At 31.9% G+C, this 22,097-nt stretch carries 23 protein-coding genes; 16 read left to right on the top strand and 7 right to left on the bottom strand.

The features are described 5' to 3' along the window. Nucleotides 1-6 precede the first annotated feature (6 nt). Both ABHQ57_RS07385 and ABHQ57_RS07380 read left to right on the top strand, forming a co-directional pair. On the top strand, nucleotides 7-1,269 hold the full coding sequence (locus ABHQ57_RS07385; protein ID WP_167713500.1) for a hypothetical protein: 1,263 nt from the start codon (nucleotides 7-9) through the stop codon (nucleotides 1,267-1,269). Next, on the top strand, nucleotides 1,236-1,784 hold the full coding sequence (locus tag ABHQ57_RS07380) for a M23 family metallopeptidase (protein ID WP_231128387.1): 549 nt from the start codon (nucleotides 1,236-1,238) through the stop codon (nucleotides 1,782-1,784). Before ABHQ57_RS07385 ends, ABHQ57_RS07380 begins: the two co-directional genes overlap by 34 nt. 3 nt (nucleotides 1,785-1,787) lie before the next feature. Here the strand turns inward: ABHQ57_RS07380 and ABHQ57_RS07375 are convergent, their stop codons facing one another. Both ABHQ57_RS07375 and ABHQ57_RS07370 read right to left on the bottom strand, forming a co-directional pair. After that, a complete protein-coding gene (locus ABHQ57_RS07375) occupies nucleotides 1,788-2,012 on the bottom strand; it encodes a hypothetical protein (protein WP_073181286.1) in 225 nt (74 codons plus the stop codon). Next, a complete protein-coding gene (locus ABHQ57_RS07370; protein ID WP_073181288.1) occupies nucleotides 1,999-3,387 on the bottom strand; it encodes an MATE family efflux transporter in 1,389 nt (462 codons plus the stop codon). Before ABHQ57_RS07370 ends, ABHQ57_RS07375 begins: the two co-directional genes overlap by 14 nt. A gap of 114 nt (nucleotides 3,388-3,501) precedes the next feature. Between ABHQ57_RS07370 and tpx the strand changes: the two genes are divergently transcribed. From tpx to ribB, 6 genes are all read left to right on the top strand, one after another. Continuing rightward, a complete protein-coding gene (gene tpx / locus ABHQ57_RS07365) occupies nucleotides 3,502-3,999 on the top strand; it encodes a thiol peroxidase (RefSeq protein WP_047789290.1) in 498 nt (165 codons plus the stop codon). A gap of 6 nt (nucleotides 4,000-4,005) precedes the next feature. Beyond that, nucleotides 4,006-4,386 carry a diacylglycerol kinase family protein gene (locus ABHQ57_RS07360; RefSeq protein ID WP_047789291.1) on the top strand — a complete coding sequence of 127 codons (381 nt, stop codon included), beginning with the start codon at nucleotides 4,006-4,008 and terminating at the stop codon, nucleotides 4,384-4,386. A gap of 27 nt (nucleotides 4,387-4,413) precedes the next feature. Beyond that, on the top strand, nucleotides 4,414-6,882 hold the full coding sequence (locus ABHQ57_RS07355; protein WP_047789292.1) for a DNA translocase FtsK: 2,469 nt from the start codon (nucleotides 4,414-4,416) through the stop codon (nucleotides 6,880-6,882). Nucleotides 6,883-6,921: 39 nt separating this feature from the next. After that, nucleotides 6,922-7,575: an outer membrane lipoprotein carrier protein LolA gene (locus ABHQ57_RS07350; protein WP_047789293.1), complete on the top strand. Its 654-nt coding sequence runs from the start codon at nucleotides 6,922-6,924 to the stop codon at nucleotides 7,573-7,575. A 92-nt stretch (nucleotides 7,576-7,667) separates the two neighbouring features. Next, nucleotides 7,668-9,140, top strand: a complete 1,473-nt coding sequence (locus ABHQ57_RS07345) for an LptF/LptG family permease (protein WP_073181290.1) — start codon at nucleotides 7,668-7,670, stop codon at nucleotides 9,138-9,140. Further along, complete coding sequence (ribB, locus tag ABHQ57_RS07340; RefSeq protein WP_159492487.1) at nucleotides 9,118-10,260, top strand: 3,4-dihydroxy-2-butanone-4-phosphate synthase; 1,143 nt, start codon at nucleotides 9,118-9,120, stop codon at nucleotides 10,258-10,260. Before ABHQ57_RS07345 ends, ribB begins: the two co-directional genes overlap by 23 nt. Here the strand turns inward: ribB and ABHQ57_RS07335 are convergent. From ABHQ57_RS07335 to ABHQ57_RS07315, 5 genes are all read right to left on the bottom strand, one after another. Then, a complete protein-coding gene (locus ABHQ57_RS07335) occupies nucleotides 10,257-11,219 on the bottom strand; it encodes a TIGR03571 family LLM class oxidoreductase (RefSeq protein ID WP_159616072.1) in 963 nt (320 codons plus the stop codon). The two genes, ribB and ABHQ57_RS07335, sit on opposite strands and share 4 nt — an antisense overlap. Before the next feature lie 74 nt (nucleotides 11,220-11,293). Next, entirely contained in the window at nucleotides 11,294-12,232 is a 939-nt protein-coding gene (locus tag ABHQ57_RS07330) for an aldo/keto reductase (protein WP_167713499.1), read from the bottom strand. Nucleotides 12,233-12,236: 4 nt separating this feature from the next. Beyond that, nucleotides 12,237-13,442, bottom strand: a complete 1,206-nt coding sequence (locus tag ABHQ57_RS07325; protein WP_082118644.1) for an MFS transporter — start codon at nucleotides 13,440-13,442, stop codon at nucleotides 12,237-12,239. A 2-nt stretch (nucleotides 13,443-13,444) separates the two neighbouring features. Beyond that, complete coding sequence (locus ABHQ57_RS07320) at nucleotides 13,445-14,197, bottom strand: type 1 glutamine amidotransferase domain-containing protein (RefSeq protein WP_159616078.1); 753 nt, start codon at nucleotides 14,195-14,197, stop codon at nucleotides 13,445-13,447. Nucleotides 14,198-14,319: 122 nt separating this feature from the next. After that, nucleotides 14,320-14,892: a Crp/Fnr family transcriptional regulator gene (locus ABHQ57_RS07315; protein ID WP_073181299.1), complete on the bottom strand. Its 573-nt coding sequence runs from the start codon at nucleotides 14,890-14,892 to the stop codon at nucleotides 14,320-14,322. Between the two features lie 163 nt (nucleotides 14,893-15,055). Between ABHQ57_RS07315 and ABHQ57_RS07310 the strand changes: the two genes are divergently transcribed. The 8 genes from ABHQ57_RS07310 to ABHQ57_RS07275 all read left to right on the top strand — a co-directional run bounded on the left by ABHQ57_RS07310 (nucleotide 15,056) and on the right by ABHQ57_RS07275 (nucleotide 22,096). Next, on the top strand, nucleotides 15,056-15,568 hold the full coding sequence (locus ABHQ57_RS07310) for a VOC family protein (RefSeq protein WP_047789299.1): 513 nt from the start codon (nucleotides 15,056-15,058) through the stop codon (nucleotides 15,566-15,568). Between the two features lie 11 nt (nucleotides 15,569-15,579). Continuing rightward, nucleotides 15,580-16,665, top strand: a complete 1,086-nt coding sequence (locus ABHQ57_RS07305) for an L-dopachrome tautomerase-related protein (RefSeq protein WP_167713498.1) — start codon at nucleotides 15,580-15,582, stop codon at nucleotides 16,663-16,665. 433 nt (nucleotides 16,666-17,098) lie between these two features. Continuing rightward, the gene (locus ABHQ57_RS07300) at nucleotides 17,099-18,019 is read left to right on the top strand and encodes a helix-turn-helix domain-containing protein (protein ID WP_167713497.1); all 921 of its coding nucleotides are present in this window, start codon (nucleotides 17,099-17,101) and stop codon (nucleotides 18,017-18,019) included. 77 nt (nucleotides 18,020-18,096) lie between these two features. Beyond that, a complete protein-coding gene (locus tag ABHQ57_RS07295; protein ID WP_167713496.1) occupies nucleotides 18,097-19,029 on the top strand; it encodes a nuclear transport factor 2 family protein in 933 nt (310 codons plus the stop codon). A 2-nt stretch (nucleotides 19,030-19,031) separates the two neighbouring features. Next, nucleotides 19,032-20,054, top strand: coding sequence for an alpha/beta hydrolase (locus ABHQ57_RS07290; RefSeq protein ID WP_167713495.1), 1,023 nt, complete (start codon nucleotides 19,032-19,034; stop codon nucleotides 20,052-20,054). A 120-nt stretch (nucleotides 20,055-20,174) separates the two neighbouring features. Continuing rightward, nucleotides 20,175-20,612: a MarR family winged helix-turn-helix transcriptional regulator gene (locus ABHQ57_RS07285; protein WP_389863039.1), complete on the top strand. Its 438-nt coding sequence runs from the start codon at nucleotides 20,175-20,177 to the stop codon at nucleotides 20,610-20,612. Nucleotides 20,613-20,681: 69 nt separating this feature from the next. Further along, nucleotides 20,682-21,161, top strand: a complete 480-nt coding sequence (locus ABHQ57_RS07280) for a hypothetical protein (protein WP_125064357.1) — start codon at nucleotides 20,682-20,684, stop codon at nucleotides 21,159-21,161. Next, nucleotides 21,158-22,096: an NAD(P)H-dependent oxidoreductase gene (locus tag ABHQ57_RS07275; RefSeq protein WP_253055907.1), complete on the top strand. Its 939-nt coding sequence runs from the start codon at nucleotides 21,158-21,160 to the stop codon at nucleotides 22,094-22,096. The genes ABHQ57_RS07280 and ABHQ57_RS07275 overlap by 4 nt, the downstream gene beginning before the upstream one ends. Nucleotide 22,097: the final 1 nt, after the last annotated feature.

The raw sequence follows: 22,097 nt of genomic DNA, 5'->3' as shown, positions 1-22,097 counted from the left end.
TATATAATGGAGACTAGTAAAGCAAACGACAAAGAAATACAACAAGAATGGTGTAAAATTGGCGAAACTTATGCTACTGAGGTTAACAAGATGGTTTCTTTTGGTGAAGAACATGGTTGGGAAAATTGGAAAGGTAAAGAACCAGAAGACAATCGTGATCATTTAGCTGATGTCGTGGTACAAAAGTTAAGAGAAGCCAATAAAACTGGACATATTGAAGAGTTCAGAAAACAATACCCACCTGCTCATACTCCATTAATAAAATATTTTAAAGAAAAAGGACAAAGTATTGAACAGCTATGCTTTATTGAAAATGAAAAAATCGTTTTTGTAACAGGTAGCGCCTATCAAAATAGGCAAGCCTATCTTCTAAACAACAGAACACTTATTAAATTAGATAATACCATTGATGCCATAGGAAAATCTCATCAAAACAACATTTTTGCAATTAAAACTCCAAAAACATTAATTACACGTAAAGAATGGGATGGAGAAATTATTGAAACTTTTGAGTTAGGCGATATAAATGAATTAGGTATTTCAAATATAACACCCTTCAACGATGGAAAAAAAGTACTTATTACTACTTCAGAAGGAATATTTTTAATATCTAAAAACAAGACACACATGATACATCCTTTGCCCCATTTAGAAGATGAAGAATGGGAACCATACATAGACATGGAAAACGCTGCTTTATCTAATGACAATAAATATATTGTAGTTGGTGATCAATCTTTTGATCATCGAGTATTAGATAATGAAGGAAATCAAATTGGAGAAATTGGTCCACAATCTTCTTATCCTCATTTTTGCCTATTTTCTAAAGACGACAAACAACTTATTACAAACTCTTGTCATTTTTATAACGGAATTACCATAGGGGTTGATGCTAAGAACTTAAACGGATTAGAAGTTGAATCTTATGTAGATGAAGCAGATAATTTTAAGGTTATTGATGATGAAATGAGAGTGTATATTGGTACAGCTACTAAAGACTATTACATTTTAGGTGATGCTTACGGATACATTAAAGCTTTTGATAAAAATGGGAACTGTATTTGGCGACATTATCTTGGCTCTACCATTAGCGGTATTACAATTTCTGACAACAATCAAACTTTATGGGTAAGTACCTATGCTGGAATTCTTCATAAATTAAAGTTAGGTAAAGGGCACAGAGATACACATACCATTGGTAATGGAAGTCATTATGAAGATTTCAGATTAATTCTTTGGAAAGAAGAAAAAAAAGAGCTTTGGTGGTAATGGCTATTAAAATAAAAAGAAGAGTTCTTATTATTTTAGTGCTTCTATTAACAGGTTTTTTAATTCCTCAAAACTTAAAAATGCCTGTTAAGGGAGCTACCAAATCAGATTACAACCCAAAATCATTTTGGTATTACCCATGGGGAAAATCAATTACTCACAAAGGGGTTGATATTTTTGCTAAGAAAAATACTAAAATCACTTCTTCTACTCTAGGAATAGTTTTATTTTCTGGAAAAAAAAGTATGGGCGGAAATACAGTACTAGTTTTAGGTCCAAAATGGAGGCTACATTATTATGCACATTTAGAAAACGTAAAAACATCTTCTTTAACTTTTGTAAATAATAACTCAGTAATTGGTACTGTCGGAACTAGTGGGAATGCCGCTGGAAAAGCTCCACATTTACACTACTCTATACTTACTATAATACCTTATGTATGGAAGATTGATTTAGAAAGACAAGGGTGGAAAAAAATGTTTTATCTAAACCCTATTGAATTTTTAGAAGGCTAATTTTTAATCTAACCCTTCCATTTCTGCATCATAAAACAATCCTGCAGCTTCAATTAAGCTTTCTAACTCATTAGCTAAATCTTGTTCATTTTCATTTGATAAATCTTCAAACCATTCAACTTCATCGTCTTTTAAATTAATTAAAAAACGAGGATATTCAGTATGCAAAACGAAAATATCTTCTGGGTGTTTACTATTATCTGCTAATAAAAATTTAGGTAAGTTCATAGTGTTTTGTTTTAATAAGTTTGATAGTTAATTTGTTAAATCGTATAAATAATAAGATTGACGCTGTAGTTAATCCTGCTAGTAATCCTAACCAAATACCAAAGCTACCATACATATCTTTTGCTCCAAAGAAAAAGCTAATCGGAAAACCAACTATCCAATACGATATAAAAGTTATTAATGTAGGTATTTTAACATCTTGTAAACCACGTAAAGCACCTAACATTACAACTTGTATACTATCACTAATCTGAAAAATTGCGGCAGCAATTAATAAGTTTGCTGCTATACTCATTACCTCCATATTATCTGCATAATTTTCAGCATCGCTTAAATCAACATATAAATTTGGTAATGATTTATGAAAAACAAAGAAGAAAGTAGCAAATACAACCGCTAATATTGTTCCTAAGAAAAAGATTGAAAACGCTATTCTTCGTAATTCTTTATAATTTTTTAATCCTTTTTGATTCCCCACTCTAATCATAGATGCAACACTTAATCCGGTTGCTACCATAAATGTCATAGAAGATAAATTCAATGCTATTTGATTTGCTGCTTGAGGATTTTTACCTAACAATCCACTTAACCAAATTGCTGCCGTAAAAATAGCTACTTCAAAAAACATTTGCATAGCACTTGGTGTACCTAAATTTAATATTTTTCGAATCATCAAAGTATCTAAAACAAAAAACTTAATATTGGTTACCAAGCGTTTTGATCGTTCCTTTTTACTTAACAACCACCACAGATATACTACCATTACAAACCTTGAAAGTAATGTTCCATAAGCAGCTCCTACTATTCCTAACTCTGGAAAACCAAACTTTCCATAAATAAGTAAGTAATTAAGTAGCACGTTTAACACATTAGCTATTAATGTTGCATACATAGGGTAACGTGTCATCGACATTCCATCGCTAAACTGTTTAAATGCCTGAAAAATAATCATCGGAATTAATGAAAAGGCTACCAAATCTAAATATGGAATCGCTAACTCAACTACTTCTATAGGTTGTTTCATTAAATACATTAACGGCTTCGAAAAGAAAACAGCTAAAAACAGTACAAGACCCATCATAGTGCATAAAAAAAGTCCATGCTTAAAAGTAGATTTTGCTTGTGTAAAATTATTTGAAGAATCTGCTTCAGCAATTAAAGGTGTTATTGCAGTAGAAAAACCAATACCTAACGACATAGCAATAAACATAAAACTATTACCTAATGAAACTGCTGCTAACTCAGCAGTTCCAAGTTGCCCCACCATAATATTATCTATAAAACTCACAAAAGTATGCCCCAACATACCCAACATCACTGGAGTAGCAAGTTTTAAATTATATTTAAACTCAGATGTATATTGTTGTAAATTCAATTTCTATCCATTTTTCAAGCTGCGAAGATAAGTTTTTTAAAGGTGCTCCAACTTTATCTTATTTATTTTTTAATTTATTTAACTACCTTTGATTTTTATTAAAACTGGAATAAAATGGCATCAATAACACTAAAAGGGAGCCCTATTGAAACAATAGGCAACCTACCTAAAATAGGAACTAAAGCAATTGATTTTTCATTAGTTGCAACTGATTTATCTATTAAAAAATTAGATAACTTTAATGGTACTAGATTAATTTTAAATATTTTCCCAAGTGTTGATACAGGTACTTGTGCTACCTCTGTTAGAGAATTCAACAAAAAAGCAGCCAATTTAGAAAACACTAAAGTTTTATGTATTTCTAGAGACTTACCTTTTGCTCAAGATCGTTTTTGTGGTGCTGAAGGTATTGAAAATGTAGTAATGTTATCTGATTTTGCTGCTGGTAGATTTGGCAAAGACTATGGATTGGAAATTGTTACAGGACCTTTAGCAGGCTTACATTCTCGCTCTATTGTTATTATTGATGAAAATGGTACTGTAACCTATACAGAACAAGTAAACGAAACTGTAGACGAACCTAATTATGAAGCTGCGTTAAAAGCTCTTTAAGAATATATGAAGAACCCGAATGACGGCTTTTTAAAGGGACGCATACGTAGTATTAAATTTGCAGTAAAGGGAATGTGGTTATTAATAACTACAGAAGATAGCATAAAGGCTCAACTTACATTTGCTTTAATTGCTGTTTTCCTAGGTTTTTACTTTAACATATCTGCAACCGAATGGATAGTTCAAGTGTTAGCTATAGGAGTTGTTTTAGTTGCTGAAGCTCTAAATACTGCCATAGAAAAAGTAGCTGATTTTATACATCCAAATTACCATAAAAAAATAGGTTTCATTAAAGATATTGCTGCTGGTGCTCCTGCATTTGCAGCTCTTGTATCGTTAATTATTGCTGGAGTAATTTACCTTCCTAAAATAATAGCTATATTGTAGCGTTCAATTTATTCCTAACAAAAATACATGGCAAAAAAAAAGACAACTGTTCAAAAAAAACAGCCAAAAACTTCTATCATTAAAAAGGCTAAAACCTTTTTTTCAAATAGACAAAACCAAACTATTCTAGGTTTTTTTCTATTACTGTTTTCTATATTTTTAACCGTTGCTTTTATTTCTTTTTTCTTCTCTTGGCAAGAAGATCAAAGCACACTTAGTCAATTTGCAGACAGAACAATTCCTACTAAAAATTTATTAGGAAAAATAGGTGCTAAACTCAGTAATTTTCTTGTATACGACGGTTTTGGTTTAGGAGCTTTTATTATACCTATAACATTGTTTTTAACAGGATCTAGAATTTTACTTCAAACCAATCTAAAAAGAATTATAACCTCTTGGAACTGGGCTATTCTTATTATGTTATGGTTTGCAATAACTCTGGGTTTTTTTGAAAAAAAACATGCCCTTTTATCAGGAGTTATTGGTTTTGAATTAAATGAATATTTACAAACTTTCATAGGTAAAACAGGGCTGGCTATTTTGCTTATTTTCTTTTTAGTTGCTTATTTAATTATACGCTTTAGTATTACTCCTGAGACAATTAGTGAAAAGGTAAAAGTTAATAAAGAGAAAAAAGCTAACGCTATAAAAGATACTCCTAAAGTTAACAGAGATGACTCTACAATTGTAAATGATACTGATGTTAACATCAATTCTGAAGAAGCTAAAACTGAAGAAGCAAAGAAAGATAAATCAGACTTTGAACTATCTCTAGAAAATTTACAACCAACCATTTCTAACTATTCTGGTGTTGATGAAACTTCAAATAACGAAAAGAAAGAAGAAATTTCTTTAGATATTACTCAAACTAACGAGCCTACGATAGATATATTAGAAGACAGTAAAAAAGAAGTAGAAGTTGCTATTGAAAAAATTGCAGAAGAAAAAAGTGTCTCTGAAAACTTATCAGATCAATTACTCAAAGATTTTGGTGAGTTTGACCCTACCTTAGAGCTAGGAAATTTTAAATTCCCTTCTTTTAACTTACTAAAAGAATATAATGAAAGTATTTCTGTTGACCCTACCGAACTTGAAGCTAAGAAAAATCAAATCGTAGAAACTTTAAAAAACTACAAAATTGGTATTGCACAAATAAAAGCAACTGTTGGCCCAACAATTACCTTATATGAAATTGTACCTGAAGCTGGAGTTCGTATTTCAAAAATTAAAAACCTAGAAGACGATATTGCTTTATCACTTTCAGCTTTAGGAATACGTATTATTGCTCCTATTCCAGGTAAAGGAACCATTGGTATTGAAGTACCTAATAAAAAAGCAACTATCGTGTCTATGCATTCGGTAATTGCTTCAAAAAAGTTTCAAGAATCACCTATGCAACTTCCTATTGCTTTAGGTAAAACTATTTCAAACGAAACCTTTGTTATCGATTTAGCTAAAATGCCTCACTTACTTATGGCAGGTGCTACAGGACAAGGTAAATCAGTAGGATTGAATGCTATTTTAACATCACTTCTATACAAAAAACATCCAGCTGAAGTAAAGTTTGTATTAGTTGATCCTAAAAAAGTAGAATTAACACTATTCAATAAAATAGAGCGTCATTACTTAGCGAAATTACCAGATGACTCTGATGCTATTATTACAGATACTACCAAAGTAGTTAACACTTTAAACTCTTTATGTATTGAAATGGATAATCGTTACGACTTGCTTAAAAATGCCATGGTTCGTAACATTAAAGAATACAACGCTAAGTTTAAGGCTCGTAAACTAAATCCTGAAAACGGACATCGCTTTTTACCTTATATTGTATTAGTAATTGACGAATTTGCTGATTTGATTATGACCGCTGGAAAAGAAGTAGAAACCCCTATTGCTCGTTTAGCTCAATTAGCACGTGCCATCGGTATTCATTTAATTGTGGCAACTCAGCGTCCATCGGTTAATGTAATTACAGGTATTATAAAAGCAAACTTCCCTTCTAGAATTGCTTTTAGAGTAACTTCAAAAATTGACTCGAGAACTATTTTAGATGCCCCAGGAGCAGACCAATTAATTGGTAGAGGTGACTTATTGTATTCTGGAGGAAATGATATTACTCGAATTCAGTGTGCTTTCGTAGATACACCTGAAGTAGAAAAAATCACCGATTTTATTGGTTCCCAACGTGCGTACCCAGAAGCTTATTTACTTCCAGAATATGTTGGCGAAGAAGGTGGCACAAATCTTGATGTTGATATTGCAGACAGAGATAAACTGTTCAAAGAAGCAGCTGAAGTTATTGTTACTGCACAACAAGGTTCGGCATCGTTATTGCAACGTAAATTGAAGTTAGGTTACAACCGAGCAGGTAGGTTAATAGATCAATTAGAAGCCGCTGGTATTGTAGGTCCTTTCGAAGGTAGCAAAGCACGACAAGTACTTGTACCAGACTTAATTGCTTTAGAGCAATTATTAGAAAGTGAAAAGAATTAATAATTATAAACTATTCCGAAAGTGGAAATAAGAAAGACGATGAAAAAAATAGGATTATTATTTATTGGATTATGTATTAGCATTAGTGCTATGGGACAAACAGATTCTTCTGAAGCAAAAAAACTGTTAGATGAAGTTTCAAATAAAATGGGTACCTACAGAAACATGGTTATAGGTTTTAATTCTTCTTTAATTAACAAAGAAGCGGGTATCACAAATGACCCTCCAATAAGAGGAGAAATTACACTCTCTGGTGAAAAATATAACCTAGACTATCTTGGAAACACCTTTATTTTTGATGGAAAAAAATTAGTTGTTATTAACCAAGATGAAAAGGAGGTTAGTATTAACAATGGTAATTTAGATGAAGAAGATGGCTTTATTTACCCTTCTAAATTATTAACTTTTTACAAAGAAGGTTATAATTACCAAATGGGGGCATTAAAAAACAGTAATGGACGTAAAGTTCAGTACATAGACCTTACTCCTATTGATAGTAACTCTGATATTGTAAAAGTTCAATTAGGTATCGATGCTAAAACAAAACATATTTATAAACTTACCCAAATAGGCTCTAACGGAGCTGAAACTACTTTTACAATTACTAAATTTAAAAGCAACCAACCTATATCTGCTCAACTTTTTTCTTTTGATAGAACTAAGTATGCTAAGCAAGGATATTATATCGACTAAAAAATTACATAAAAGTTTTGTTACTGATTTGCTCAAAAATCATTAACAAAACTTTTGTGTTTATATGCCACTAACCTACTACCTTTGCATCTGTGAAAACATTAGACAGATATATATTAAAAAGCTTCTTAGTTCCTTTTTTAGCAACCTTCTTTATCATTTTGTTTGTATTAGTAATGCAAGTATTATGGTTAGCTTTTGATAATTTTGCTGGTAAAGGTATTAGCGCAGGAATTATTTTAAAATTCTTGTGGTACACAACTCTTATTGTCACCCCTCAAGCTTTACCTATTGGTGTTTTATTATCTTCTATTATGACACTGGGTAGTTTATCTGAAAATTATGAATTTGCTGCAGCAAAATCTGCAGGTGTGTCTTTACAGCGTATGGTACGCCCTATTGTTTTCTTAGCTATTTTTTTAAGTAGTATTAACTTTTTGTTTCTTAACTATGTATACCCATACGCAATGCTTAAGCAATTAAACATGAAGGTAAACATTAAAAAGAAACAACCTGCAATAGCGTTAGTTGCAGGAAGTTTTAACACTGAAATCCCTAATTTTCAAATAAAATTTAAAGAAAAGTACGGTAAAGATGATAACCTTTTAAAAGAAGTGATGATTTACGACTTATCTTCTAAAAAAGGAAACAATAAAATAATTACTGCAGAACGTGGTGAAATTCTTTCAGAAGAAGGTAGTCGTTATATGACATTGGTTTTAAAAAATGGACATTATTTTGAACATCATTTGAAAAACGGAGCTTCTTATAAAGAGCGAGAAAAAATGCCAGCTTCCTACGCAACTTTTAAAGAATATACTATTAACATTGATATCTCTTCATTTAATGATGATGGTTTGGAAGATGAAAAGTATAAAACAAATTACAATATGTTAAGTTTGGCTCAGTTAAAGGACACTTTGCCAACAATGAAACAAAATTATGATGCTTTTGTTAGTAGTAGAGCTAAAAACTTGTTTTTAAGTATTGATGTAGAAGATTTATACCAACACCCTGACTCATTAATAAACAAAAACCTTTCTCTAGACATTCTTGAAAACTTTGAATTAAAAGAAAAGCAAAATATTCTTTCGGTAGCTACCTCTAAATTAGAACGTACAATCAACAATAATAAATCCAACAAAGACATCTTAAAAAACAAACGAAAATATTTAAATTTATATGATATAGAGTTTTTTAATCGTATGGCCTTTTCTCTTTCTTGTTTATTACTTTTCTTTATTGGTGCTCCCTTAGGTTCTATTATTAGAAAAGGAGGAATGGGCTTACCTATGATTTTGGCAATTGCCATTTATGTACTATATTTTTTCTCCAATACCTTCGGAAGAAACCTAGCAGAAGAAAGCTCACTTACAGCTATTACTGGCTCTTGGCTAAGTGTATTTTTAATGCTACCTTTGGCTATTATTTTAACAGTTAGAGCTACCAAAGATAAAGGTCTTTTTGATATTAATAGCTTTTTTGCTCCAATACGAAACTTTGTAAAAAACTTATTCTCTAAAAAGAGAAAACCGCAACATAATGACAACACAAACACCAACTAATATTCAATTAAACACAATTGAAGAAGCTATTGAAGATATAAAAAACGGTAAAGTTATTATCGTAGTTGATGATGAAGATCGTGAAAATGAAGGTGACTTTTTAGCAGCTGCAGAAAAAATCACCCCAGAAATGATCAACTTTATGGCAACTCATGGTCGTGGGTTAATTTGTACCCCTCTTACTGAAACTCGTTGTAAAGAATTAGAGTTAGGAATGATGGTTAGTAACAATACCGACCCTATGGAAACTGCTTTTACTGTATCGGTTGACTTACGTGGAAATGGTGTTACTACAGGAATTTCTGCTTCTGATAGAGCTAAAACTGTACAAGCTTTAATTAATCCTAATACAAAACCTTTTGATTTAGCTAGACCAGGGCATATTTTTCCTTTAAAAGCTAAAAACGGAGGTGTATTACGTAGAACCGGTCATACAGAAGCTGCTATAGATTTTGCTCGTTTAGCTGGTTTAGAGCCTGCTGGCGTTATCGTTGAAATTATGAATGAAGACGGTACCATGGCACGCTTGCCTCAACTAATGAAAGTTGCTAAGAAATTTGATTTAAAAATTGTTTCTATTGAAGATTTAGTTGCTTATAGAATGGAGCACGACTCGTTAATTGAAAAGAAAGAAGATTTTAACATTCAAACTCGTTTTGGTGATTTCCGCCTTCGTGCATATAAACAAACTACTAATAACCAAGTACACATTGCCCTAACCAAAGGTACTTGGAGTAAAAATGAGCCTATTTTAACTCGTGTTAATTCTACTTTAGTTAACAATGATATCTTAGGAACCTTAACCAATAATGCTGACAAAAAATTAGATCAAATGTTCAAAGTTATTAATGATGAAGGTAGAGGCGCTATATTATTTATTAACCAACAAATGCAAGCATTAAACCTTTTAAATAGACTTCGCATTTTAAAAGAGAACCAAACAAAAGGTGAAATGAAAGCTCCTAATGTAGTCATGGACAACAAAGACTTTGGTATTGGTGCACAAATTTTACACGATTTACACATTCATAAACTACGTTTGGTTTCTAATACTAAACAAACTAAACGTGTAGGTATGATTGGTTACGGGCTAGAAATTGTTGATTATGTAAATTATTAATAAAAATTAGGAAGAACTACTGTTTCAATTTTTGAAATCGCCTCATCTAAAGATGTGTCTGACTTTCGTAAATGTAAGGCCATGTGGTTTACACCGGCGTCTTCGTAAGCTTTTAGTAATTCAGTTAAGTGATTAATACCAACTGAACCACCAAAACGATGTGGTTTAAATATAGTATTATCATCTTGTAACAGATTTAAATGAAATGCCGAAATATAAGGTTTGCAGGCTTGATCTGTATCGTATAATGCTTCGCACCATCGTTTACGGTTTAAATATGTTTCTTCAGGTGTTCTTGGATAATTAAACCAACCATTAGCATTTTTGGCAATCCACTCAAGACTTTGTCCGGAATGTCCAGCAACGACTAGCGGAATTTGATGTTTTGGCTTCGGGTATACCGCAACACCTTTATTTAAAAACGGATATATGGCCGATAAATCACTGTTGGTTTTCCAAGCTTCTTGCATAATATTTAGATGATCTCTAAACAATTTTGGTCGCTCTTGATAATCGATACCATACATTGGAAACTCAACAGGTCTATCACCCAAACCTAAGCCTAAAATAAGTCGGCTGTCACTTAGATGTTCTATCGTAGCGGTTGCTTTTGCTAGTTTTATAGGTTGATGTAATGGAGAAACTATTGCGGCTGTACCTAACAACACATTTTTAGTTGCGGCAGATAAATACCCTAAATAACTTAAGGTGTCAAATAACTGTGCGCCATCACCAAAATTAGGATCGTAAACAGGTACTTCTCTAATCCAAACTGCAGCAAAACCAGCCTTATCAATTTGTTTAACGTACTGTAAATGCTTACTAATATCTGGCACACCAAATGGTCTGCCATCTTCCTTTCGTTTTTTATCGCCTTCTAAAGACCAATCGTTATCTAAAGGAAATTCAATACCAAGCGTCATTTTACCTGGTTTGTATAGTTTATCAAAATTTTTCATAAAATTAAAAAAATTGAACTACATCAAACAGTTTAAAACTTAAATAAGTAAACATGTCTGATGTAGTTTTGTTCTTAGTCATTCCAGATACCCTCTGCTGTATACGGACCTTTTTCAACTTCCCAAAAAGTACCATCTATAAAACGATGATTTTTATCTAAAGCTTCAATACGTTTCATATCGTCTTCATTCAATTCAAAAGCAATAGTATTAAAGTTTTCTTGAAGGCGTTTTGGGTTAACCGATTTTGGTATTACCGAAACACCACGTTGTATATCCCAAGCTAAAAGTACCTGTGCTGCAGTCATGTTATTAGCAGTTGAAATATCGTTAACAGTCTTGTTTTTCAACAAATTTAAATCATCATCATCATTTGCACCGGAACCAATTGGTGCATAAGCCGTCATGTGAATGCGATGTGCTTTAGCGAATTCTAACAGTTCGTTTTGTTGTAAAAACGGATGCACTTCTACCTGAAGCATTTCTGGTAAATGTTTAGCATGATCAATAATATCTGTTAAATCATTTTGGTTGAAATTACTCATCCCAATATGCTTAGCTAAGCCTTGTTCTAAAGCATCTTCCATACCTTTCCAAGTGTCTGTAAGTGGTTGGTCTTCAAGCGGAATAAATTCTTCTGCTGTTTTAGGAAACTCGACACCTTTTTTAAAGGCAATTGGCCAATGGATTAGGTATAAATCTAAATACTCTAACTGTAAATCGTTTAAGGTGTTTTGTAACGCAGGAATAACGTTTTCTCTTCCATGAGAATCGCTCCATAATTTTGAAGTAATCCATAGGTCTTCACGTGTAACAATACCTTCTTTAATGGCATCTGCGATAGCGTTTCCTACTTCTTTTTCGTTACCATATACTGATGCACAATCAATATGTTGGTAACCTATTTTAATAGCTTCGTATACCGACGTGTACACTTCGTTAGGTTCTGATCTAAAGGTACCAAGACCTAAAATTGGCATTTCGTCGTTATTTCTAAATTGTAAAGTTTTCATTGTTTTAAAGTTTTTCTTTTTTGTATAAAATCAAAGTGATTAAAAAGCCGACTATTACTAATATACTACCTACCCAAGGTGTTGCGCCAACACCAAGTGAAGATTCAATAATGAGTCCTCCAACATAGGCGCCAATTGCAATACCTACATTAAAGGCTGCTATATTTAAAGCTGATGAAACATCTTCGGTACCTGGCAAGTACTTTTCAGACATTTTTACCACATACAATTGTAATGCTGGCACATTAGAAAAGGCTAATATGCCCATAAAAAATAGTGTAACCACTGACCATATTTGGCTAGATGCTGTAAAATAAAGTATTAACAATACTATAGCTTGTAAGGCAAACATAACCATTAAGGCTTTCCCTGGTTTTTTATTAGATACTTTACCGCCTATTACATTACCTAATGCAATTGCAATACCGTAAACTAGTAATAAAATACTCGTCATATTTGCTGAAAAACCAGTAACTTCTTCTAATAAAGGAGCTAAATAGGTAAAGGTTACAAAAGTACCACCATAACCTAAAGCTGTGATAGAAAGTACCAGCAAAATAGAACGGTTTTTAAGTACTTTTAACTGATCTACGATACGAAGTGGTTTTGATGTTTTAATCGACGCTGGTACCAAAAAGTAACTTGCTACCGCACCAATAATTCCTAAGATAGCAACACCTATAAAGGTGGCACGCCATCCAAAGTTTTGTCCTATATAGGTTCCTAATGGTACACCAGTAACGATTGCTACAGTTAAACCTGCAAACATTATAGAAATGGCAGAAGCACGTTTATCTTCCGGCACTAAACTAGCTGCAATTGTTGAGCCTATTGAAAAAAACACACCATGTGCAAAACCTGTTAAGATTCTAGCTAAAATTAGTAAGATAAAACTAGGTGCAATAGCTGCCAATCCGTTACCAATTATAAATAATAGCATTATGGCTATTAGCAGTCGTTTTCTTGCAATTTGACTTGTTAATGCGGTTAATACTGGCGCACCAATTGCAACGCCAACGGCGTACAGACTTACTAATAAACCTGCAGAGGATATTGAGGTGTTTAAATCGTTTGCTACTGTTGGCAGTAAGCCAACAATAACAAATTCTGTAGTACCGATACCAAATGCACTTATGGTTAATGCCCATAATGCAGCTGGTAGGCTTTTACGTTTTGATTTTGCTTTTAAAGTTCCTATTTGCGTTTCCATTTTTAGTGTTTAGCCTTTAAAAGTTCTACAATTTTTTCTGCTGCTAATTTTGCAGAAGCAGGATTTTGACCTGTTACTAAACGTTCATCAACGCTTACTTTTTCCTGCCACATAGCTGCTTTATCTACAGTCGCACCACGTTCAATAAGTTTGTTTTCTAATAAAAATGGCACAACGTTTTCCAATTTTACATTGGCTTCTTCTTCATTTGTAAATACACTTACCGTTTTACCATCGACTAAATAATTACCATTAGATAATTTAATATTTACCAAAGCCGAAGGACCATGACAAACAGCTGCTACAATACCATCATTTTCGTAAATTTTTGCAGCAATTTTTGCTAGTTTTTTATTGCTTGGGAAATCCCACATTGTTCCATGTCCACCAGCATAATAAATAGCGTCGTAATCTTTAGCTTTTACTTTTGAAGCTTTTAATGTGTTTTGAAGTTTGTTCTGAAATGTTGCATCATTCCAATATTTATTATTCACTTCATCCTTAAGATCAAAACCATCTACTGGCGGGTTTCCTCCTTTTGGACTAACTAGTGTTATCTCATAATTATTAGCTTCAAAAACCTCATAAGCATGCGTAACTTCACTTAAATAGTAGCCAGTTTCTTTTCCGGTTTTACCTAATTCTTGGTGACTAGATAGTACCATTAACACGCTTGGTTTGTTTTGTTTTTTTTGTGCTATTAATGCAGTGCTAAAAAATAAAGCAAGTATGAATGTATAAAATCTTGTTTTCATTGTTTTGTTTTTTGTTTAAATTTCTTAGACAAAATTCAATGAAAACCTTAGCATATACGAGGATGTATGTCACAATTTTAAAGTGATGTATCGCAATATAAAAATGTGATGTATATCATTTTTTAACCTTTAAAACGACTTAAAGTTTCTCTAGAAACTCCTAAGTAAGCTGCTATTAATTTTTTGGGTACGCGTTGTACTAGCTTAGGTAATTTAAATAATAGAGCATCATAACGTTCTTCAGCTGTTTGAGTTAATAAAGATAAAATTCGTTGCTGTAGGTTAATAAAACCGTAATTAGATTTAACCCTAAAAAAGTTTGCTATTGCAGGAATTTTTTCGCAGATAATTTCTCTTGATTCAAATGATAAACAGAAAAATTCTGAATCTTCAATACAATCTACTATAGTTGTCGCTAACTCTTTATGCTGAAATGCATAATAATCACTAACCCAATACTCTTCCATAGCAAATTGAAGAATATGCTCGTGCCCTTTTTCATCTATAATATATGATTTTATGAGCCCTTTAATAATCCAAAACTCACAATCTACTGGTTGTCCTGTTTGTATTAAAAACTGGTGCTTTTTAAGTTTTTTAAATTGAAAATGAGGTTTTATAATATTCCATTCCTCATCTGTAACCTTAACAATTTCTTCAAAATGCCTCCTCAGTAATTCATATTTATCTTGCATTCGACAAATTTAAATAATAATTTCAATAGAGTTTATATACAAAAAACAACACATTAATTATATAAACAAAGTGTTTAATAACTTTTCACAGAACTTTAATATAATTTATACTAAAAAGAAAATAATTTTGTCCTTTGCAATTAACTTTATAAATTATAAAACAATGAAAACATATCCTAAACGATTTTCTCATATTGGAATTACAGTACCTGATATTAATAAAGCTGCTAAGTTTTATTCAGAAGTAATGGGCTGGTATACTATTATGCCTCCATCTCTAGTAAAAAAAGAAACCGATACAGCCATAGGGCAAATGTGTATTGATGTATTTGGTGACGATTGGGAAACCTTTGAAATTGCCCATTTAGCAACCTCTGACGGAATAGGTGTTGAGCTTTTTAGTTTTCCTCACGGCAAAAAAGAAGCTCCAAAATTTAACCCATTCAATACAGGGTTGTTTCATTTTTGCATCCAAGATCCTAATATTGAAGGCTTAATTGAAAAAATAGTTGCAGCTGGAGGAAAACAACGTATGCCTATTAGAGAATATTATCCGAACGACAAACCCTATAAAATGTGTTATGTAGAAGACCCTTTTGGAATTGTTTTCGAAATTTACACACACAGCTACGAGTTAACATATTCTTCTGGTGCTTATGCTAATGAAGAAAAGTAAAATATTTTAAAATGAAAAAAATACTCATACTATCGCTATCTATTTTCTCTCTTATTACTTGTAAAAACGAAACTAAAAGAGAAACTAAAAAACCTGAAAACAAGCAATCTATTTCAGAAAACAAATCAAACATTACAGAGATTGCTAGCTTTAAAGGGCAGCAAGTTACAGGAGTTACTGTAACTCAAGACGGTCGTGTATTTGCTAATTTTCCTAGATGGCGAGATTCAGTAAAGTATTCAGTAGTCGAAGTGTTTAAAAATGGTTCGTATAAACCTTACCCAAACGAGGTTTGGAATCTTTGGCAACTAGAGGAACACCCAAAAGAAGATCAATTTCTTGCTGTACAATCTGTTGTTGCTTTTGAAGATAAACTATACATTTTAGATACGAGAAACCCAAAGTTTAATGGTGTTGTAGATGCTCCTAGAGTGTTTATTTTCAACTTGAATACTAATATTTTAGAGCAAACGTATAAATTAGAAAAGGACAGCTATCATACCGATTCTTACATTAACGATTTACGTGTAGATAAGACCAATAACAAACTATATCTTACAGATTCTAACCACGCAGGATTAGTCGCTTTAGATTTAAACATAGGAAAAAGTACCCGTATTTTAGATAATCATAAAAGTACCATGGCTGAAGTATCTGAACTTACGTTTGACAACACAGTTTGGAAAAACGTTGTGCATTCCGATGGAATTGCGTTTGACCAAAAAAATCAACGTTTATTTTACCATGCACTTTCAGGTTATAGCTTGTACTCTATTCCAGTAAATAGTTTCAATTTAAAAGACAAATCTAAAATAGAAGCTTCTGTAAAATTTGAAGCTAAAACGTCTGCGCCAGATGGAATGATTTTTGACCAAAAAGGTAATCTTTATTATGGCGATTTAGAGCACAACAAAATTAATTATATTACTCCAAATGGTACTATTAAAACTTTAATAGAAGGTGAAAAAGTAAAATGGGCAGATACTTTTAGTATATACGATGGAGATTTGTATTATACCAATTCTAGAATTAATGAAGCCTCAGGCGATATCAGTAACCTAAATTTTACCATTAATAAAATTGCATTACCAAAATAATGTAATATCAATACATCTTTATTAAAGTATTATCGTCTACTAAGTGAATATGAAAAATAATTCACCTATGAAAATAGACAAACATTGTAATCGTTAAAACAAAAAATCGGCTTAAGTTTTTTGAAATTTTAAGCCGATTTTTTATACTGAGACATTACTACAAAGTCCATTTGAGACATCTATACACTAAACACTTTTTTAATAAATAAAAAAGTATTGTAAACTATATTTATAAGTAAAAAATAAAGTTGAAATAAATGACTTTTAGATAGCAAACGCTTCTAATATTTATTAATACATTGAAAAAAAATGGAAAATAATAGTTATTTAGTTGATAATCTTCAAGATAAAATGACTGTAAAATATAAAAATAATCAACGTCTTAATTATATAGTTTTGTAAAGTCTATTGTTTAGTTTCGTCTTTAAATAGTATGCAACACTTTAAAAATATAGCCGCTTATTGTAAGGCAATTAATATTTCACCACCAAAGCATCCCGATTTTGACATCAGAAGCTTTAAAGACAATATGCCTACAATAGTTAGTCAAATGCCCGCTTTTAGGCATGAGTTTTATGCTATTGCTATAAAGGTTGAAGGTAGTGGCATTGCTATTACAGGTCATTTTAAAGATTTTCCAGACGGTTCTGTTATTTTTTTTAACTCGCCTTTTCAACTTATTTCCTGGGATATTATTCCAGATTGGAATGGTTATTATTTGATGTTTTCTAAAGATTTTATCGCTAAATCTAATTTTCTTCAAGATATTTTAAGTCACTTCTCGTTTTTAAAAATTGAAAAAAGCATGCCTTTTGAGGTTAGTAAAGATGATGTGACTAAAATACTGTCTGTATATAATGCTATTTACAATGAATACCACAGCGATAACGTTGACAAGTTTCAACTTATCGAATCGTATTTATTACTATTACTAAATGTGGTAAAACGGTACTTTCACAAAAACATTAGCAATACAAATGCTGCTGCCGAAATACGTAAAACCGATTTAAAAATTCTATCTCGTTTTCAATCACAAATTGAAACCAGCTTTTATCCTAATGCAACTATTCCTAGCTCAACCAATCCGCATACCACACGTTTTTATGCCGAATTATTAAATATTCATCCTAATCATCTAAATGCTGTTGTAAAACTAATTACTGGTCAAACTGCAAAACAAACTATACAAAAACACGTCTTGCATTTGGCAAAATCACGTTTAATACATTCAGAAGCCAATATTAAAGAAATTGCTTATGATCTGTATTTCGATTCGCCAAACAGTTTTAGCAGCTTCTTTAAAAAACACACGCAAAAAACACCTGCTAGTTATCGTAAAATAGCTAATCTTTGATTTTTATACCTCTTGCTTTGATTCTGTAAATTTTTCTTCGCTGTTCTGTAGCATCTTTGTACTGTAATACAAGCACTATGAAATATTTATTAACAATTGCTACGCTTTTAACAGCAATTACAATACAAGGCAAAACAATGACATCACCAAAAGACATCGTTTTAAAGTTATTTAAAGCATCTGATGAAAGGGATTGGTCTCAAGTAGAAGACTGTTTTAATATCGAAGTTGTATTAGATTATTCCTCTATGGGAAGTCCAGCAACGACCTTAAAACCATCAGAAATTACTAGCACTTGGAAAACCATTTTACCAGGTTTTACCTACACTCATCATCAAATAAGCAACCTTACGGAAACCATAAATGGGGAAACTGCCAAAGTGTTTGCTTATGGCACGGCAACCCATTATTTAGAAGACGACAAAGGACATGTTTGGACGGTAGTTGGCACTTATAATTTAGACTTAAAACTAATAAATAAACAATGGAAAATCACTAAAATGATATTTAATTTTAAATATCAAGATGGTAACCTTTCCTTACCGCAAAAAGCTATCAATAATGTTACAGGACATATAAAAGAATTATCAACTTCAGAAAAAAACATCCGTACAGTTAAAGCATTCTTTAAAGCACTTGAAGATGAAAATGCAGGAACTGTAGCCAATCTTTTTGCAGAAGATGGTAAGCAAATTAATCCATACCATTCAGACCTTTTTCCTAAAGGAGCGCAAGGACAAGCTGGAATAAAAGCCTATTGGGAACCTGTTTTCCCAAATTTTGATGGAATGACATTTAACATTGAAGACATTTTTGCAATGGAAAATACTGCAATGGTATATGCAAAATACACAGGACACATAAAACTAAAACATAATGCAGGCATATACAGTAACAACTATTATTCAACTTTTAAATTCAATACTGAAGGTAAAATTACCGAATATGTCGAAATTTTCAACCCAATAGTAGCCGCAAGAGGTTTTGGCTTAATCGATAAAATCAAATAAACATGAAAATATTAACAATAGCACTTACAGCATTTATAGCAATTACTGGCTATAAAGCCATCACAAAAAACAGCCCACAAAAACTAACAAAGACAAAAGAAATAACACATAAAAAGATGAAAAAAGTAACATTTAAAAGCGATGGATTAAACTTAGTAGGCCATTTATATTACCCAGCAAATTATAGAGAAGGAAACACGTATCCTGCAGTAATCGTTTCAGGAAGTTGGACAACCGTTAAAGAACAAATGGCTGGTTTATATGCTGAAAAACTAGCGGAAAAAGGGTTAATTACATTAGCTTTTGATTTTAGAAATTATGGTGAAAGTGAAGGTGAACCACGTTTTTACGAAAGCCCAAATCTTAAGAAAGAAGATATAAAAAATGCAGTCTCTTTTTTAGAAAGTTTAAAAGAAGTAGATAATTCAAAAATTGGTGCATTTGGTGTTTGCGCAGGTGCAATGTATACCTTAATAGCTTCTTCAGAAGACAACCGCATTAAATCTGTAGTCACTACAGCATCTTGGTTACACGATGCAGAAGCTGTAAAATTATTTTATGGAGGTAAAGAAGGTGTGCAGGCAAAAATTAAGGCAGCACAACAGGCAAAAAAAATGTATGGAGAAACAGGGGAAGTAGCTTATATTCCAACCATTTCAAAAACAGACTCAACTGCCGCAATGTACGGACCATACGATTATTATTTAAATAAAGATCGTGGTGCTGTAAAACAATGGAGTAACGATAAATTTGCTGTAGCAAGTTGGGAAGATTGGTTAACAGTAGATCCAATGCCAACTGCAAAAAAATTAAATAAACCTGTATTAATGATACATTCAGACGGTGCTGTGCTACCAGCATATACCAAAAAATATTTTAATAACATTGCAGCAACCGACAAAGAATTGTATTGGATGGATACAGAGTTAGAATCACCATTTCATCAATTCGCATACTACGACCAAGATGCCGAAGTTATTGAAGCTGTAAAAAAAGCAAGTAACTGGTTTGTTAATAAAATGTAAAAAAGAAATAGGTTATAATAGTGATTTAAATACTATTTAAATCACTATTATAATTTTAAGTTAAAAAATTGTATGTACAACTAATTACATATAACTTTGTCTCATAATTTTAATAAAAAAATGAGTACACCTTTAAAGTCTTTTCAGGAATGCTGTTTGTATTTTACTACAAACACTCTATCAAGGTATATAAGTAAACTGGCAGAAGATGCCTTCAGAGTTACTAGTCTAGCACCATCTTATGCTCATTTAATGTTATTAATAATTGATGAACCTAATTTAAGTCAAAACGAATTAAGTAAGCGTATAAATGTAAAAGCATCTACAATGACTCGTTTTATAGATAAATTGGTTCTGATGCAATTAGTAGAACGAACTCACGAAGGTAGAAACACACTTATTATTCCTACTGAAAAAGGTAAGAACCTAAAACCTTCATTAGACGAAGCACTGGGTAACTTATATAAAGCTTACTGTAATTTATTAGGAGAAGAATTTGCTGTAAAACTAACTGCTGACATGCATTTAGCTAATACAAAACTTAACGAAGTAGAATAAAAGTCTATCAATACTTTGATAAATGAAAGACTCTAAATTAAATTGTATGTACAACTAATTTAAATACTAATGAATACAAAAACTATAGAGTATGAACAACTAATGCATACTTTTCGAAATAGAAAATTTACTAAAAATGATATTAAAAGCTTTGTTTACAAAATATTTTCTATGTATGAACGGGCTACTTGTAATAACGAACATGTACCTGCAGAAGCTTTCAATAAATTAATTGCAGATGATATTTTCGTAGACTTTCCAGCTTACAAAAATATACATTCAAAATCTGAATTTTTGGAATGGCATAGATGGATACATGATTTACTCATTTCTGATGATCATGACATCGAAAAAATAGATGTAAGTTACCTTAGTAACGGTAAGTATATGGCTCAATTTATTGTACACTGGCGGGCTCTTTTTAAAGACAACACTTACTCTGATCTCCGTGTAGATCAACAATGGATAATGCGAGAAGATACCAATGAACCATTACCTATTATAGAACGCTATTTGGTAACGGACGCCACAAATTTTAAACAAAAATGAAAACATTAATGATTTTAGCGCATCCAAATCTTAAAGATTCGGTAGCCAATAAACATATATCAACAGAAATTGCAGCACAATTTAATCATTTTGAGATCAGTGATATCTTCAACCAATATCCCGATTTTAAAATAGATGTAGAAGCCGAACAAGCCAAACTACTTGCTGCAGATACGATTATTTTTCAATTTCCATTTTTTTGGTACAATATGCCAGCCATTTTAAAACAATGGTTTGATGAAGTGTTTAGTTTCAACTTTGCATATGGTTCTAAAGGTGATAAATTAAGAGGTAAAAACTTTTTGTTAAGCATTACCGTTGGCGGACCAGAAGAGGCATACACGCCAATAGGTTACAATCATTTTGCCATAGAAGAACTAATCAGACCCTTACAACAAACGGCATATTTAAGTCAAATGAATTATCTAAAACCGGTTTATACACATGGTTTAACTTATGTTCCGGGTGTGTATAATACCAAAGAGGTTGTTTTGCAACGTGCCGATAATCATATTAAAAAATTAGCTGCTGTTTTAGAGGAAATAACCAATACTAGTGCAGAAGTACGTATTGAGCGCTTTGTAAAAGATTGGTTTGCCAAATTTGATGTTTTGGCAGATGCATCTTCATTTACGCCTTATATAAATAACGATACGCAATTTCAATTTGTTGAGGGAGAATTTACTGGTATTAAAGGGTTTGAAACTTGGTACACCAACATTAAAAATACCTTAAAACCCAATAATGAACATCGTATTGAGTCCATAATCATTCAAGAAGAAAACAATGCTTTTGATGTGTATTTAACTATTAAGCTAAAAGCAGAAAAAGTATCTGGTGAATTATTACAGCTCAATGTTAAAGAACATTGGAAGCTAGTCCTAACAACTAATGGTCAAATACAAATTAAAGAATATATAGTAAACGAATTATAAA

This window comes from Tenacibaculum sp. ZH5_bin.1 (assembly GCF_042865525.1).
GTDB lineage: Bacteria > Bacteroidota > Bacteroidia > Flavobacteriales > Flavobacteriaceae > Polaribacter > Polaribacter mesophilus.
The sequence above is the reverse complement of the archived record's forward strand: the minus strand, read 5'-3'. Positions and strand labels throughout refer to the sequence as shown.